General features: G+C 70.6%; 13 protein-coding genes. 3 read left to right on the plus strand and 10 right to left on the minus strand.

All coding sequences use genetic code 11. The annotated features are described in order from the left end of the window. Positions 1 to 90: 90 nt before the first annotated feature. Positions 91 to 483: a response regulator gene (locus BWR60_RS13780; protein ID WP_088151601.1), complete on the minus strand. Its 393-nt coding sequence runs from the start codon at positions 481 to 483 to the stop codon at positions 91 to 93. Continuing rightward, a complete protein-coding gene (locus tag BWR60_RS13785; protein ID WP_179221760.1) occupies positions 473 to 2,983 on the minus strand; it encodes a response regulator in 2,511 nt (836 codons plus the stop codon). Before BWR60_RS13785 ends, BWR60_RS13780 begins: the two co-directional genes overlap by 11 nt. A gap of 185 nt (positions 2,984 to 3,168) precedes the next feature. Here BWR60_RS13785 and ade point away from each other — a divergent pair, with 185 nt between their 5' ends. Next, the gene (gene ade / locus BWR60_RS13790; RefSeq protein ID WP_088151603.1) at positions 3,169 to 4,875 is read left to right on the plus strand and encodes an adenine deaminase; all 1,707 of its coding nucleotides are present in this window, start codon (positions 3,169 to 3,171) and stop codon (positions 4,873 to 4,875) included. Between the two features lie 171 nt (positions 4,876 to 5,046). Here ade and BWR60_RS13795 read toward each other — a convergent pair whose 3' ends face one another. Next, positions 5,047 to 5,376: a cupin domain-containing protein gene (locus tag BWR60_RS13795; RefSeq protein ID WP_088151604.1), complete on the minus strand. Its 330-nt coding sequence runs from the start codon at positions 5,374 to 5,376 to the stop codon at positions 5,047 to 5,049. After that, a complete protein-coding gene (locus BWR60_RS13800) occupies positions 5,373 to 6,521 on the minus strand; it encodes a DUF3095 domain-containing protein (RefSeq protein ID WP_088151605.1) in 1,149 nt (382 codons plus the stop codon). The genes BWR60_RS13795 and BWR60_RS13800 overlap by 4 nt, the downstream gene beginning before the upstream one ends. Positions 6,522 to 6,733: 212 nt before the next feature. Here BWR60_RS13800 and BWR60_RS13805 point away from each other — a divergent pair, with 212 nt between their 5' ends. Beyond that, positions 6,734 to 6,958 (plus strand): type II toxin-antitoxin system Phd/YefM family antitoxin, encoded by a 225-nt coding sequence (locus tag BWR60_RS13805; protein WP_088151606.1) that lies wholly within the window; start codon positions 6,734 to 6,736, stop codon positions 6,956 to 6,958. Beyond that, positions 6,958 to 7,374: a secondary thiamine-phosphate synthase enzyme YjbQ gene (locus tag BWR60_RS13810; protein ID WP_088151607.1), complete on the plus strand. Its 417-nt coding sequence runs from the start codon at positions 6,958 to 6,960 to the stop codon at positions 7,372 to 7,374. Before BWR60_RS13805 ends, BWR60_RS13810 begins: the two co-directional genes overlap by 1 nt. 25 nt (positions 7,375 to 7,399) lie before the next feature. Here BWR60_RS13810 and BWR60_RS13815 read toward each other — a convergent pair whose 3' ends face one another. From BWR60_RS13815 to BWR60_RS13840, 6 genes are all read right to left on the minus strand, one after another. Then, a complete protein-coding gene (locus BWR60_RS13815) occupies positions 7,400 to 8,287 on the minus strand; it encodes an OmpA family protein (protein ID WP_088151608.1) in 888 nt (295 codons plus the stop codon). Positions 8,288 to 8,384: 97 nt separating this feature from the next. Then, a complete protein-coding gene (locus BWR60_RS13820) occupies positions 8,385 to 9,575 on the minus strand; it encodes an aminotransferase class V-fold PLP-dependent enzyme (RefSeq protein ID WP_088151609.1) in 1,191 nt (396 codons plus the stop codon). A 160-nt stretch (positions 9,576 to 9,735) separates the two neighbouring features. After that, positions 9,736 to 10,686, minus strand: a complete 951-nt coding sequence (gene glk, locus BWR60_RS13825) for a glucokinase (RefSeq protein ID WP_088151610.1) — start codon at positions 10,684 to 10,686, stop codon at positions 9,736 to 9,738. Positions 10,687 to 11,171: 485 nt separating this feature from the next. After that, complete coding sequence (locus BWR60_RS37040) at positions 11,172 to 11,717, minus strand: bactofilin family protein (RefSeq protein ID WP_179221761.1); 546 nt, start codon at positions 11,715 to 11,717, stop codon at positions 11,172 to 11,174. Between the two features lie 280 nt (positions 11,718 to 11,997). Then, positions 11,998 to 12,690 (minus strand): EI24 domain-containing protein, encoded by a 693-nt coding sequence (locus BWR60_RS13835; protein ID WP_088151612.1) that lies wholly within the window; start codon positions 12,688 to 12,690, stop codon positions 11,998 to 12,000. A 68-nt stretch (positions 12,691 to 12,758) separates the two neighbouring features. Continuing rightward, positions 12,759 to 13,196, minus strand: a complete 438-nt coding sequence (locus tag BWR60_RS13840; protein WP_088151613.1) for a GFA family protein — start codon at positions 13,194 to 13,196, stop codon at positions 12,759 to 12,761. Between the last annotated feature and the right edge of the window lie 28 nt (positions 13,197 to 13,224).

Consider the following 13,224-nt stretch of genomic DNA (forward strand, 5'->3'; position numbering starts at 1 on the left):
CAAGAGCGGCTCTCGACGGCCCCTGGATCACCGGGTCAAGCCCGGTGATGACAAAGAGGGATGGCCTGGAACTTTCACAAATCATCGATCTCAGCCATCGCGGCGGGCCCAGATGGCGCGGATCTCGTCGGACAGCGTCATCGGGTCGAACGGCTTGGAGATGACGTCGATGGCGCCGAGGGCACGGTAGCGCGCCACCTCCTGCGGCTGCACCTTGGCCGTCATGAACACGGCCGGCGTCGCCGCCGTCCCCGGCATCCCGCGCAGCGCCGCCAGCGTCTCGGGGCCGTCCATGCCCGGCATCATGACGTCGAGCAGCAGCAGCTGCGGCGCGAAGCCGGGCGCCTGGGCCAGCGCCTCCTCGCCCGAGGCGCAGGCGGCCAGGACGAAGCCGCCCACCGCCTCCAGCGCGAAGCCGGCGACCGATCGGATGTCGGCATCGTCCTCGACATAGAGGATGCGGGTCAGCGCCTCATCGGCCATAGCGGGGAGCCCCTTGCTTGTCCTGGATCAGGCCGTTGATCAGGTCGGTGATGGTCTGGTGCAGCTGCTCGTTGTCGGTGCGGCTCTTGACCAGCGAGGCGGAGACCGCGCTGGCGTAGGAGGCGCTGGAATCCTGGGCCGAGAAGATCAGCACCGGCTCCCGCGGCGTGCGGGCGTTGATCGTCTCGAGGAGGTCGAGGCCGGAGCCGTCGGGCAGGCCGACATCGATGATGACCAGGTCGAAGCGCCGCGCCGCCAGCTTCTCCCGGCCTTCCTGCAGCGACCGGGCCGGCACGATTTCCGCCTCGTCGCGGACGATGGCGCCGACCACCTCGATCACGTCGTCATCGTCCTCGACATGCAGGATGCAGGCGCGGCCGTTGCGGCTGCGCAAGCCGGCCTGGCGCAGCGCCGCGCGCAGCCGCAGCTGCTCGATCGGCTTGTCCAGCCAGTCGACGATGTTGAAGGCGTCGCCGTTCAGCTCGCGCTTGCCGTCCTGGGCGGTGGCGGAGACGACGACGATCGGCAGGTCCGCCGTGGCCGGGTCGGCCCGCAGCTGGCGGATCAGCGTGATGCCGTCCATGCCCGGCAGCAGCAGGTCGACGGTCATCGCGTCGTACTGGCCGGTGCGCGCCTTCTCCAGCGCCGTCTCGGCGTCGCGCGCGAAGTCGACCCGCCAGCCATCCTGCTCGATCATCAGGCCCAGCAGGGTGGCGACGTCGGCGTCGTCCTCGCAGATCAGCACCTGGCGCCGGGCGTCGCCGGGCATGGCGGTCGTCTCCTGCGCCTCGGCCAGCAGCGGCAGGGTGAACCAGAAGCAGGTGCCGCCGCCCTCCGCCGGCTCGAAGCCGATGCGGCCGCCATGGCGCTCGACGATCGCCTTGGCGATCGACAGGCCCAGGCCGGTGCCGCCCTTGCGCCGCACGTCGCTGGCATCGGCCTGGGCGAAGCGCTGGAAGATCCGGCTGCGGAATGCCTCGGGGATGCCGGCGCCGCGGTCGCGCACGCTGATCCGGGCCTGGCGGCCGACGGTTTCCACGGCCACCTCGATGGTGCTGCTGGCCGGCGAGAACTTGGCGGCGTTGGACAGCAGGTTGGTCAGCACCTGGATCAGTCGGTCGGCGTCGCCCTGCACCGGCAGCGGCGCGTCCGGCCGGGCCGCGATCCGGTACTCGACCTCGTGCTGGGCCGCATAGGCCTGGTTGGCCTCGACCGCCTGCTCGACCAGCGCCCCGGCCTCCAGCCGGTCGTGGCGGAACTCCATGCGGCCGGATTCGATCTTCTCGATGTCCAGGATGTCGTTGACCAGCCCGACCAGCCGTTCGCTGTTCTTGTGCGCGATCTCCAAGAGCGACCTGGCCTTGTCCGGCAGCGCCCCCGCCGCCCCGGCCACGATCAGGCCCAGCGAGCCGCGGATCGAGGTCAGCGGCGTGCGCAGCTCATGGCTCACCGTCGACACGAACTCGTTCTTCAGCTGGTCCAGCCGGTGCCGCTCGGTCATGTCGCGCAGGATGCAGACCGAGACGCTGCGGCCGTCGCGCTCGAACACGCCGGTCGAGATCTCGGCCGGGAAGCTGCTGCCGTCGCGCCGCGTCACCGTGATCTCGCCGGCCGGATGGGCGCCGCCGGCCAGGGCCGGCACCAGCACGGAGATGTCGGTGCCGGTCAGCTCGCCGCCGGCCACGCCGAAGGCCTCGCCGCAGGCAAGGTTGGCCAGCTCGACCACGCCGTCCTGGCCGACCACCAGGATCGGGTCGCGGGCGCTGTCCAGCACCGCCTGCAGCTGCGCCTGGCTCTCCGCCAGCGCCCGGGCGCCGGCGTCGCTCTCCTGCTTCGCCCGCTCCAGCTCGCGGTAGCGCCGCTGGTCGGTGCGCACCTGGCGCGACATCGCCCAGGCCGCCAGCAGCCCGCACAGGGCCGCCAGCGCGGCGATACCGCCCAGCAGCCAGATGATCCGCCCCAGCGTCGCCGCGGTGGCGGCCTGGCGCTCCGCCAGCAGCGCCTTCTCGGCCTGCACGGCGTCGTCGATCCTGGCGCGGAAGGCCGGCGCCTGGTCGACGGCATCCTTGACGATGGTGCCGGCGCCGTCGCGATCGCCGCGCCGGACCGCGGCGATGATCCGGTCATTGGTGACCAGGATCTGCTCGGCGATGGCCGCGGCGTCGTCGAAGCGCTGCACCTGCACCGGGTTGTCGGTGGTCATGCCGCGCAGGTCCAGCAGCTTGTCGGTGGCCAGCCGCGCGCTGTCCTCCGCCACCGCCGCGTCCTGCTGGTTGCCGGTGATGACGAAGCTGCGGCTCAGGGCCTGCGCCCGGGCGATGCTCAGCCGCGCCTCATAGATCGTGGTGATCACGAGGTTGGTGTGGTCGACCCAGCCCTGCGTGCGGGCGTTGTCGGCCAGGAACTGCTTGCCCAGCCATCCCGCCGTGCCGAAGAACAGCAGGAAGCCGAGGATCGCAAGCAGGACGATCGAGCGGACCGAGCCCAGAAACTTCTCCATTCCCCACCGTCTCCCGATCATCCCCCGGGGCTTGGCGGCCCCCGATCAGGTGATAGTCCAAAACCGGCGCCGGTGTCGCCGTGGCGGACGGTATTAATAATTATCCTAAAATTCTATCTATTTCTGAGGCGGGCATAACCGGCGTCGATCCTGCTAGGCTGTTACCCCGGTTGGAGAGGACAGGCATGAGCGGCACAGCGGAATTGAGGACGCGAATCGACCAGGCGCTGGGCCGCGCGCCCGCCGATCTGGTGATCAAGGGCGCCCGCACCCTCGACGTGATCAGCGGCGCGCTGCTGGACGGCGACGTGGCGGTCTGCGGCGACCGCATCGTCGGCACCTGCGACGATTACAGCGGGGCGGTCGAGATCGACGGCCGCGGCAAGGTCGTGGTGCCCGGCCTCATCGACACCCATGTGCATTGCGAATCGACCCTGGTCACGCCGGCGGAGTTCGACCGCTGCGTGCTGCCGCGCGGCACCACCACCGCGGTCTGCGACCCGCACGAGATCTGCAACGTGCTGGGCGAGGCGGGCTTGAGCTATTTCCTCGACGGCGCCCTCGGCACCGCGATGGATCTGCGGGTCCAGCTCTCCTCCTGCGTGCCGGCGACGGAGCTCGAGACCGCCGGGGCGCGGCTCGACGCCGCCGAGCTGGTGCGGCACCGCGGTCACCCCAAGGTGATCGGCCTGGCCGAGTTCATGAACTTCCCCGGCCTGCTGGCCAAGGACGAGGCGGTGCTGGAGAAGCTGGCCGCCTTCCAGGACGGCCATATCGACGGCCATTCGCCGCTGCTGACAGGCAAGCCGCTGAACGCCTATCTCGCCTGCGGCATCCGCAACTGCCACGAGACGACGGAGCCGGAGGAAGCGCTGGAGAAGCTGCGCAAGGGCATGCAGATCCTGATCCGCGACGGGTCGGTCAGCAAGGATGTGCACGCTTTGGCGCCGATCATCTCGGCCGAGACCTCGCCGCTGCTCGGCCTGTGCACCGACGACCGCAACCCGCTGGACATCGCCGAGGAAGGGCATCTCGACCACCTGATCCGGTCGGCGATCCGCCGTGGCGCGCCGGTGGCCCATGTCTATCGCGCCGCCACCTGGTCCGCCGCCCAGGGTTTCGGCCTGCGCGACCGCGGCCTGGTCGCGCCCGGCCGCCGCGCCGACCTGGTGCTGCTCGACGACCTGGAAGACTGCGCCGTGTCGCAGGTAATCAGCGCCGGGCGCGTGGTCGGGCCGGCGATCTTCGACGGCCGCGCCGCGCCGGCCCCGGTCGGCCTCGGCTCGGTCAGGCTCGACCCGGTGGCGGCGGAGGATTTCCGCGCCCCGACCACGGGCCCGACCGGCCCGGTGATCGGGCTGATCCCGGGCAAGATCATCACCGAGGCGCTGACCGCGACGCTGCCCTGGCGTGACGGCTGCCGCCACCCGGATCCGGAGCAGGACATCCTCAAGATCTGCGTCCTCGCCCGGCACGGGGTGAACCGCAACATCGGCCGTGCCTTCGTGCGGGGCTTCGGCTTCCGCGACGGCGCGCTGGCCTCCTCGGTCGGGCATGACAGCCACAACATCTGCGTGGTCGGCGACAACGACGCCGACATGGCCGCGGCGGTGAACCGGCTGATCGAGCTGCAGGGCGGCTTCGTCGCCGTCCGCAACGGCCAGGTGGCCGGCGAGATCGCCCTGCCCCTGGCCGGGCTGATGAGCCTGCAGCCCTTCGAGCGGGTGGCGGACGACCTGCGATCGCTGCGCCGGGCGGTCAAGGCGATGGGCTGCCCGCTGCCGGAGCCCTTCATCCAACTCGCCTTCCTGCCGCTGCCGGTGATCCCGCATCTGAAGATAACCGACCGAGGCCTCGTTGACGTGGATCGGTTCGAGCTGATCGCGGCCTGAAGTTCTTGGCCGGATTCCGTCATTCTTTTCCCGTCATGGCGAGCCCCGCAGGGGCGTGGCCATCCAGGGCCGCTCGCACCGGCCCCTGGATGGCCACGTCGCTTCGCTCCTTGCCATGACGGGAAAAGAGACTGAAGAGTCGATCTCAACGGCCAGTAGTATCAGGCCGGATCACCCATGATGCAGCGCCAGCCACACGGTCGGTTCGTCCGGGTCGGTCCAGGCGACGCGGTGGCGGGCATGGGCCGGGATGTGCACCCAGTCGCCGGGACGCAGGGTGCGGGGTTCCGCCTCGCCCTCGAATGCGAGGCCGGCGGAGCCGCGCAGCAGCACCACCCATTCCGCCCGCTCCTGGTCGTACCAGAAGCCCGACGGGCTGGCCTGGCCGGTGGAGACGATGCGCTCCAGCACGAAGCCCGCCTCCTCCAGCAGGGTCGACACCTGCTCCTCCGCCGCGTCCGGCCGCAGGGCGTGGAACAGGTTGCCGGCGCTGGGCGTCACGACGGCTTCAGCCGGGCCGCGGCGGCGGCGTAGCCTCCGGCGGCGCCGTCGACGAAATGAACATGGTCGCTGCGCATCGCCGAAGGGGTGTAGCAGGTGACGATCGCCGCCTCCTGCCGGTGCAGTCCGAAGCGGGCGATGCCGGCCTGCTCGGCCGCCAGCAGCCGCGCCTCCAGCCGGTCCGCCAGCGCCGGGGTGCAGTCCAGCGTCATCCGCAGCCCGTCGTCGTATTTGCGGAAATCGGCATTGGCCACCAGCTCGCCCAGATAGCGGTCGGGCCGGAACGGGCCGATCGGGATGCGGAAGCGCAGGATCGCCCAGGATGTCAGGCTCTTCAGCCCCACCAGCAGCTTGCGCGACAGCAGCGACTGGCCGGACCGGCGCGATGCCCGCGCCTCCGCATCCAGGCCCGGCGGCGGCCAGCCCATGCCGCTGCGCAGGTCGGCCAGGGGATGCTGCGCCTCGCTCTCCCGCCCGGTCATGCGCAGGATGTCGCCGACCAACTCCTGGAACGGGGCCTCGCTCTCGGCCACGGCCGGGGTGGCGATCAGCGACAGCACCACGCCGTGCCGGGCCGGGAATTCCTGCCAGCGGCAGAACAGGCCGGACAGGTCGGGCCGGGTGCCGGGCGGCGCCGGCTCGACCGCGAAGGCGCCGGCCTTCAGCTCCTGCCCGGCCCAGGCCAGGCCGCCGCCCATGAACATGGCATAGGTCACGTCCGGCGACGGGGCGTAGCGGGCGATGCGCACATCCCAGCCGGCGGTGCGGATCGCCGACATCGGCACCAGGGCCACGCGCAGGGTCAGGCCCAGCTCGTCGCGCACCCAGGCGGCGGTGGCGGCCAGGGCGGTGCGGGCGGTCTCGGCATCCGCCGGCGGCAGGGCGAAGCTGGCGCCGTCGCCGCCGAAGGCGAAGGGATAGTCCCGCTGGCCCAGCGCGTTGGACACGGCGGCGATCAGCGCCGCGCCGGCGACGTTGACGCTCTTGTACTGGCCGGCCCGGATCGCGGCGGTGGAGGCGACGACGTCCGACAGGCCGATCACCCAGTCCTCCGGCAGCGGCCGGTACAGCGTGGCGTCGGTCAGACGGGCGAAGCCCTCGAACACCGGCACCTGCGGATAGAAGTCGTCGATCGGCTCGCCCATGCGCTCATTCTCGCCGATCGGCCGGGGATCGGGAAGGCACTGCGGTTCGGCTTGCAGTCGACAGCCGTTCGAAGTGTTCTGCACGTCGAATGAAGTACGGAGCTGTCATGGCGAGCCCCAAAGGGGCGTGGCCATCCAGTGGCGTCGATCCCTGGATGGCCACGTCGCTTCGCTCCTCGCCATGACGAATCTAGAAAGTGCCAGAGGACCAAATGATCCGGGTCAGTATACGCGAGGCAAAATCCAAGCTACCGGCCCTGGCACAACAGGTGCGGGCCGGTGAGCGTGTGGTCATCGAGCGCGACGGCACGCCATGGGTCGAACTCATAGCCTATGTCGTCGAGCGACGCCGGCCCGGCGGCTACGAAGGGCAGATCGTCATCCCGGATGTAGGGGCGAAAGACGAGACAATCGCGGATCTATTCGAGGGCAGGTGATGCAGCAATTCCTCCACACCCTCCAGGTCACCACCCGCGGCAAGGGGCTGGTCGAGATCACGCCGCAGATCGTGCCCTGGGTCGAAGCCCGGGGGATCCGCACCGGCCTGCTGACCGTGTTCTGCCGGCACACCTCGGCCTCGCTGCTGATCCAGGAGAATGCCGACCCCGATGTCCGGGCCGACCTGGAGGCCTATTTCGAGCGGATCGCGCCCGAGGGCGACGGCTACATCCATGATGCCGAGGGGCCGGACGACATGCCGGCCCATCTCCGCACCGCGCTGACCCAGGTGCAGCTGTCGATCCCGGTCGCGTCGGGCCGGCCGGTGCTCGGCACCTGGCAGGGGATCTATCTGTTCGAGCACCGCCGCCGGCCGCACCGGCGCGAGGTGGTGCTGCACCTGCTGGGCGAATGAAGCCGCGCCGCCCGGCCGCCCCCCGTCAGGGCGATCCCGGCGCCCGCATCTTCAGCAGGCCGAAGCTGGCGGACCCCGCCGATGGCGTGGCCAGCCCGAAGCCGCCGGAGATCGGGATGATCGACGGGCGGACGGAGACGCCGGCCTTGTAGAGGCTCGTGCTCTCGATCACCAACCGGTAGGTGCCGCCCACCGAAACCCACCCGCCGGCGATGCCGGGGTCCTGGTAAAGCTCCGCGGCCCCGTCGAAATCCGACAGGTAGACAGGCGCGGTGGTCCTGAACGGCGTGAACGGACCGGCCTGGACCTGGGAGAACGGGATGGTCGGGATCTGTTCCGGAAGCGGAATGGAGCCGCCGAAGCCGTAATAGAGGAACGTCGCCCCGACATCGTGCTTGGTGTCGACGATCTCGAAGGTGTAGTCGTCGGCCTGGGCGTAGTTCGAGGCCGAGGCGCCGCCCAGAACGCGGATCTTGAACTCGGTCGACCGCCCGTCATCGGCCGGCGCGCGCGGCGGCCTGGTGGCGTAGACATAGATGCCCACGGCCCGCCACCAGCCGTAATTGTCCGCCTCGCCGTCGCTGCCGCTCTGGGTCTCGCCGAGTCCGCGGACGATCTGGAAGTTCACGTCGTCCAGGGCGTCGAGATAGTCCCGGACCCTCTGGCAGCGCTGCTCCGACAGCCGCTGATTGTAGCCCTCGCCGCCGCGATGGCTGGCATAGCCGATGATGTCGACCCAGGGCCCCTGCATGCTGCGCAGCAGCGGCCGCACCCGGCTGTCCAGGAAGTCCATATGCTCGCGCAGCAGATAGGACTTGGCGGTCTCGAAGTTGCACAGGCGCGCCGCCAGCATCGCCCCGGTGCCGGCGATGGTGACGACGGTCTGCCGATAGTCCTTGTCGGTGCCTGCCATGGTCGCGATGGATGCAATCGCCGGGCCGCACCCGGATCGGCTGGCAGGATGCGCGGCCGGGGCGCAGGAACGAAATCCCCGATTCCTGGGGGGTGGGCTACCCCTCGCGGCCGCCGACCGCCGCCAGGAAGCGGTCGATCTCGGCTTCGCTGTTATAGTAGTGCGGCGAGGCCCGCAGCATCGCGTCCAGGCCGCGGTCGGTCATGTCGAACATGGTCGAGCGGCGGCGGGTGACGCTGGTGTTGATGCCGGCTGCGCGCAGCCGCTGGTGCAGCGCCTCGGCCGGCTCGTCCGCCTTGGTGAAGCTGACGATGGCCGACCGCTCGGCGCCCTTGTCGCGCACGGTGACGCCGGGCAGGGCCGACAGGCCGTCGCGCAGCCGGTTCGCCAGGCCTCGGGCGCGGTCGCGGATGGCGTCGAGGCCGAGGGTCAGGGCGTAGTCCACCGCGGCGCCCATGCCGACGATGCCCACGAAGTTGCGCTCGAAATTCTCGAAGCGGCGGGCATCCGGGCGCACCACATAGCGGTCGGGCGCCACCATCTCCGCCGCGTAGAGGTCGAGGAAGGGCGGGTCGATCCGGTCCAGCATCGACCGCCGGACATAGAGGAAGCCGACCGCGCGCGGCCCGCGCAGGAACTTGCGGGCGGTGGCCGACAGCATGTCGCAGCCGATCGCCTCGACATCGACCGGCATCTGGCCGACCGACTGGCAGGCGTCGAGCAGATAGGGAATGCTATGCGCGCGTGCGATCTTCCCGATCGCCGCTGCCGGATTCACCAGCCCGCCATTGGTCGGGATGTGGCTGACCGCGATCAGCCGTGCCGGGCCGCGGTCGGTGGCCGTCACCGCCCGCTCCAGCGCCGCGACGTCGAGCTGGCCGGCGGCATCGTCGGGCACGACCTCGACCACCGCGCCGGTGCGCTGCGCCACCTGCAGGTAGGAGATGGTGTTGGACGCGTATTCGGCCTTGGCGGTCAGGATCCGGTCGCCGGGCCGGAACGGCAGGCCGTAGAACACCATGTCCCAGGCCCGGGTGGCGTTCTCCATCATCGCGATCTCGTCGGGCCGCGCGCCGATCAGCCGGGCGATCGAGGCATAGGCGCCCTCCAGAAGCGGCTCGGCCTCGGCCGCGGCGGCATAGCCGCCGATCTCCGCCTCCCGCCGCAGATGGTGCAGCATGGCGTCCAGCACCGGGGCGGGCGGCAGGGCCGAGCCGGCATTGTCGAGATGCAGCACCCGGGCGCAGCCCGGCGTGTCGGCGCGCAGCCGGTCGAGATCGAGCGTCACATGGGCCTCCGGAATGCAGGACGGTTCGGAAATGCGCTGGGGTGAGTCGGCTGGTGGTGGTTTCGAGAACCGGCGCGCAGCGGACGTTTGAGTCCGTGAGCACCGGAAGCGGAGAAACCGCCATCAGACGGCCACGCCAGTAGCATTTGCGGGCCGTCCCTCAGGTCAGGTGGAGCACCGAACGCAATCCGAGGAAGGCCGGCAGCGGGTGGGTGACGAGATAGGTCGGGATGCCGACGACGAAGCTGCGCATCCGGCCCTTGGCCTCGAAGCGCTGGCGGAACAGCGCGTCGTCGAACAGGTCGCCCATCTTCGGCACGATGCCGCCGGCGATGTAGACGCCGCCGCGCGACCCCAGCGTCAGCGCCAGGTTGCCGGCGACGGTGCCGAGCATCGAGGCGAAGGTCGATACCGCCTCGGCGCAATGCGGATCGCCGGTCTTGGCGCCATCGCTGACGGCGGCCGCGTCGCGCTGCACCGGGTCGATCCCGTCCAACTGCGCCAGCGTCTCGTAGAGATTGACCAGCCCCATGCCGGACAGCACCCGCTCGGCCGAGACGTGCTGGTGGCGATGGCGCAGCCGGTCCAGCACCGCGGCCTCGCGCTCGGTCGCCGCCGCCATGGTGACGTGCCCGCCCTCGCCGGCCAGGGCGGACCAGCGCGCGCCGCTGGGCACCAGGCCGGAGACGCCGAGGCCGGTGCCGGGGCCGAGCACGCCGATCGGCGCATTCGCCACCGGCGTGCCGCTGCCGATCGGGGTGCGGTCGCCCTCCGCCAGATACGGCACCGCCAGGGCGACGGCGGTGAAGTCGTTGATCACCTCCAGCCGGTCCAGCCCCAGATCCTGCTTCAGGGCCGAGATCGAGAAGGACCAGGCGGCGTTGGTCAGGGTCACCTGGTCGCCGGTGACCGGGCTGGCCACGTCGATCGCCGCCTGCCTGGGCGGTGCCGCCGGCTTGACCATGCCGAGATAGGCATGGGCGGCGTCGGCCAGGGTCGGGTAGTCCGCCCCATGCAGGATCTTGGTGTCGCGCGTGCCCTTGGCGTCGGCCAGGGCGAAGCGGGCGTTGGTGCCGCCGAGATCGGCGATGAGGGCGAGGGGCTCAGACATGGCGGGCCAACTGTGTCGGGATGGCCATGCTTCCCTCATGCGGCGGCCGGGGGCAAGCCTGAAGCGTCGAGTCGCCGGCCGCGAGTCGGGGCGCCGCGCCGGGCCGAACTCGGCGTTGACTTGTGCGCTGCAGCACAAAAGAAGTGCTAAATGCACATATCTTAGGCACGAATGGGTTCTAAGTGGCTGTTCTGCAAGAGGAATTCATTTTCCCCTTGATTTGTCCGGCGAAGACCCTAAATTGTGCATTGCGACATGCAGTTCGCTGCTGTCGTAACGCACTTCTTGGGCGTTTCCTCCCTAAACTCGGGCCGCAGTTCGCTGCGGCCCTTTTTCTTTTCGGGCTTATGAATATGCCGTCGGGCTCCGGTCGGGTTGTCCCGGCGGAGCGATGGGCCGGTCTCCCGAGTCGTCTGCCGGACAGCGAAACGGCCGGGTCGCCCCGGCCGTTCGCAGTCACGGATCCGCTGGTTCGGCGTGCGGAATCAGGCCCCGCTGCCGGCCTCGGCCTTGTCGTCGAACAGCGGCGTCGGCGCGGGCTGCGGCGCCGCCGCGGCGGCCGGGGCCGTGGCGGCCGTGTCGCCGCCCAGCGGCTGCAGCGTGCCGATCAGCTTGCCGCCGGTCTCGACCTGCAGCTCGCCATACTTGATCGTGCCGGTGACGACGCCGCTGGCGCGCAGGCGCAGCAGGCCGGAGACCGACAGGTCGCCCTCGAACCGGCCGGCGATGTCGCCGTCGCTGATCTCCGCCGAGCCCTTGAAGACGCCCTGCTCGGCGATCTCGATGGTCTGGCAGTCCTTGATCTTGGCTTCGATCCGGCCCTCGACCACCAGGTGGTCGCAGGCGGTGATCTCGCCGGCCAGCGAGATCTCGCTGCCGACGATCAGCTTGCGCGGCGACTCGCGGCCGCCGGGCGCCGCCGCCGAGGAGTCCGGCCGGCGCACGGCACCGGCGGCGCCGGTCCCGGGCAGGTCGATCCGGCGCGGCAGATCGGTCTTGTAGCCGGTGGCCGGCTTGGCGGTGGACGACATGGGCTCTCCTTGAGGCGCGATCGGGGCTGTGGGCCGAACTACGGACGTGTCCGTGGCGGGGGAATAGCCTGGCCGCTCGTTGCCGCCATCCGATCCTCCGCCAGCGGGGTTGCGTCGACGAAACACGCGGGTGTCCCCCTGCTTGTTGTGGTTCCGGAGTCGATGTCCCATCAAAACGATGGGGCCGGGACTGTAGCTGGATGCGTATCCGCCGATCAACCCGCGGCGGCCAGCCCCGTTCCCGGACAGGAGCAACTCAGCCGCATTTCGGTCAAATGAATTATCCGGCAGCCCGCCCCGCCGGGACGAGCCCGCCGATGGTGCGGTGAAACACATGGGTCATGAAGGCGGCGCCCAGCACCGGCACCACCAGGTTGACCACCGGCACCAGCAGGATCGCGGCCAGGACGAGCCCGGCGACGATGAAGCGGCCCTGGCGCTCGCGCCACAGCGCCCGCGCCGCCGCCGGCTCGACATGGCGCGCGGCCACCAGCTCGAAATACTCCCGGCCCAGCAGGTAGCCGTTGACCAGCCAGAACACCAGGATGTTGACGCCGGGCACGATCAGCACGATGCCGACCGCGACCAGATTGACCGCCGCCAGCAGCAGGAAGAAGCGGATGCCGCCCCAGATCATCTCGCCGATCCGCTGCCGTCGCGGCGGCGGCAGGGTGGGATAGTGCCGGGCCTCGACCGCCTCGGCGACGTCGTCGAGGAACAGGCCGGCCACGGCGCCGACGATGGCGGGGAACAGCAGGATGCCCAGCGCCAGCACGGCGACGCCGCCCAGCACGTCGATGGTGGTGTCGACCCAGGACCAGTTGGCGATCTGCACGAAGGACAGGCCCCAGCCGGCCAGCGCCGGCAGGGTCAGCACCAGGAAGATGGTGGCGGCGAAGCTGACCCACAGCACGCGGCGGATCGCCGGGTCGGACGTCATCTGCTGCAGGGCGAGGCGGAAGGCGGTCGGCATCGGGGCTCGGCGGTTGATGTCGCGGCCGTTCACCTGGGGCGGCGGGGCCGGCGGCGCAAGGGCGGCGCCTATTCTTCGTCGGTCAGCGGCCCGCCCTCGCCGGCGGTGGTGCGATAGCGCGGCAGGCCGTCGGCCAAGCGCAGCCAGGGCAGCTTTTCGCCGACATAGACATGGCCGCGCGGCGGCAGGGCGCCGGGATCGTCCAGCGTCGTCGCCAGCAGATGCACCTCGTCCGGCCAGTGGGCGCCCTCATAGGCCAGCGGCGTGCCGCAGCGGCCGCAGAACAGGCGCTCGACGCCGGGGGAGGAGGCGAAGCGGCGCGGCGCCTCGCCGCTCCAGGCCACCTGCGCGCGCTCGAAGCCGGCATAGGCGGAATAGGGCGCGCCGGTGGCCCGGCGGCAGTCGCGGCAATGGCAGGCGGCCGCCCAGCGCGGCGCGCCGGACGCCGTGTAGCGCACGGCGCCGCAGCCGCATCCGCCGGTGAAACGGTCCGTGGCCGCCGACATCGATCTCCTCCGCCGTGACGTCTTCCCT

Source organism: Inquilinus limosus (genome assembly GCF_002195995.1).
GTDB classification, from domain to species: domain Bacteria; phylum Pseudomonadota; class Alphaproteobacteria; order DSM-16000; family Inquilinaceae; genus Inquilinus; species Inquilinus limosus_C.

Coding starts and splice junctions, on each gene's coding strand:
- BWR60_RS13810 (WP_088151607.1), top strand. CDS start 6,958: ATGCAGCAATTCCTCCACACCCTCCAGGTCACCACCCGCGGCAAGGGG.
- BWR60_RS13800 (WP_088151605.1), bottom strand. CDS start 6,521: ATGGGCGAGCCGATCGACGACTTCTATCCGCAGGTGCCGGTGTTCGAG.
- BWR60_RS37040 (WP_179221761.1), bottom strand. CDS start 11,717: ATGTCGTCCACCGCCAAGCCGGCCACCGGCTACAAGACCGATCTGCCG.
- BWR60_RS13835 (WP_088151612.1), bottom strand. CDS start 12,690: ATGCCGACCGCCTTCCGCCTCGCCCTGCAGCAGATGACGTCCGACCCG.
- BWR60_RS13785 (WP_179221760.1), bottom strand. CDS start 2,983: ATGGAGAAGTTTCTGGGCTCGGTCCGCTCGATCGTCCTGCTTGCGATC.
- glk (WP_088151610.1), bottom strand. CDS start 10,686: ATGTCTGAGCCCCTCGCCCTCATCGCCGATCTCGGCGGCACCAACGCC.
- BWR60_RS13780 (WP_088151601.1), bottom strand. CDS start 483: ATGGCCGATGAGGCGCTGACCCGCATCCTCTATGTCGAGGACGATGCC.
- BWR60_RS13840 (WP_088151613.1), bottom strand. CDS start 13,196: ATGTCGGCGGCCACGGACCGTTTCACCGGCGGATGCGGCTGCGGCGCC.
- ade (WP_088151603.1), top strand. CDS start 3,169: ATGAGCGGCACAGCGGAATTGAGGACGCGAATCGACCAGGCGCTGGGC.
- BWR60_RS13815 (WP_088151608.1), bottom strand. CDS start 8,287: ATGGCAGGCACCGACAAGGACTATCGGCAGACCGTCGTCACCATCGCC.
- BWR60_RS13805 (WP_088151606.1), top strand. CDS start 6,734: ATGATCCGGGTCAGTATACGCGAGGCAAAATCCAAGCTACCGGCCCTG.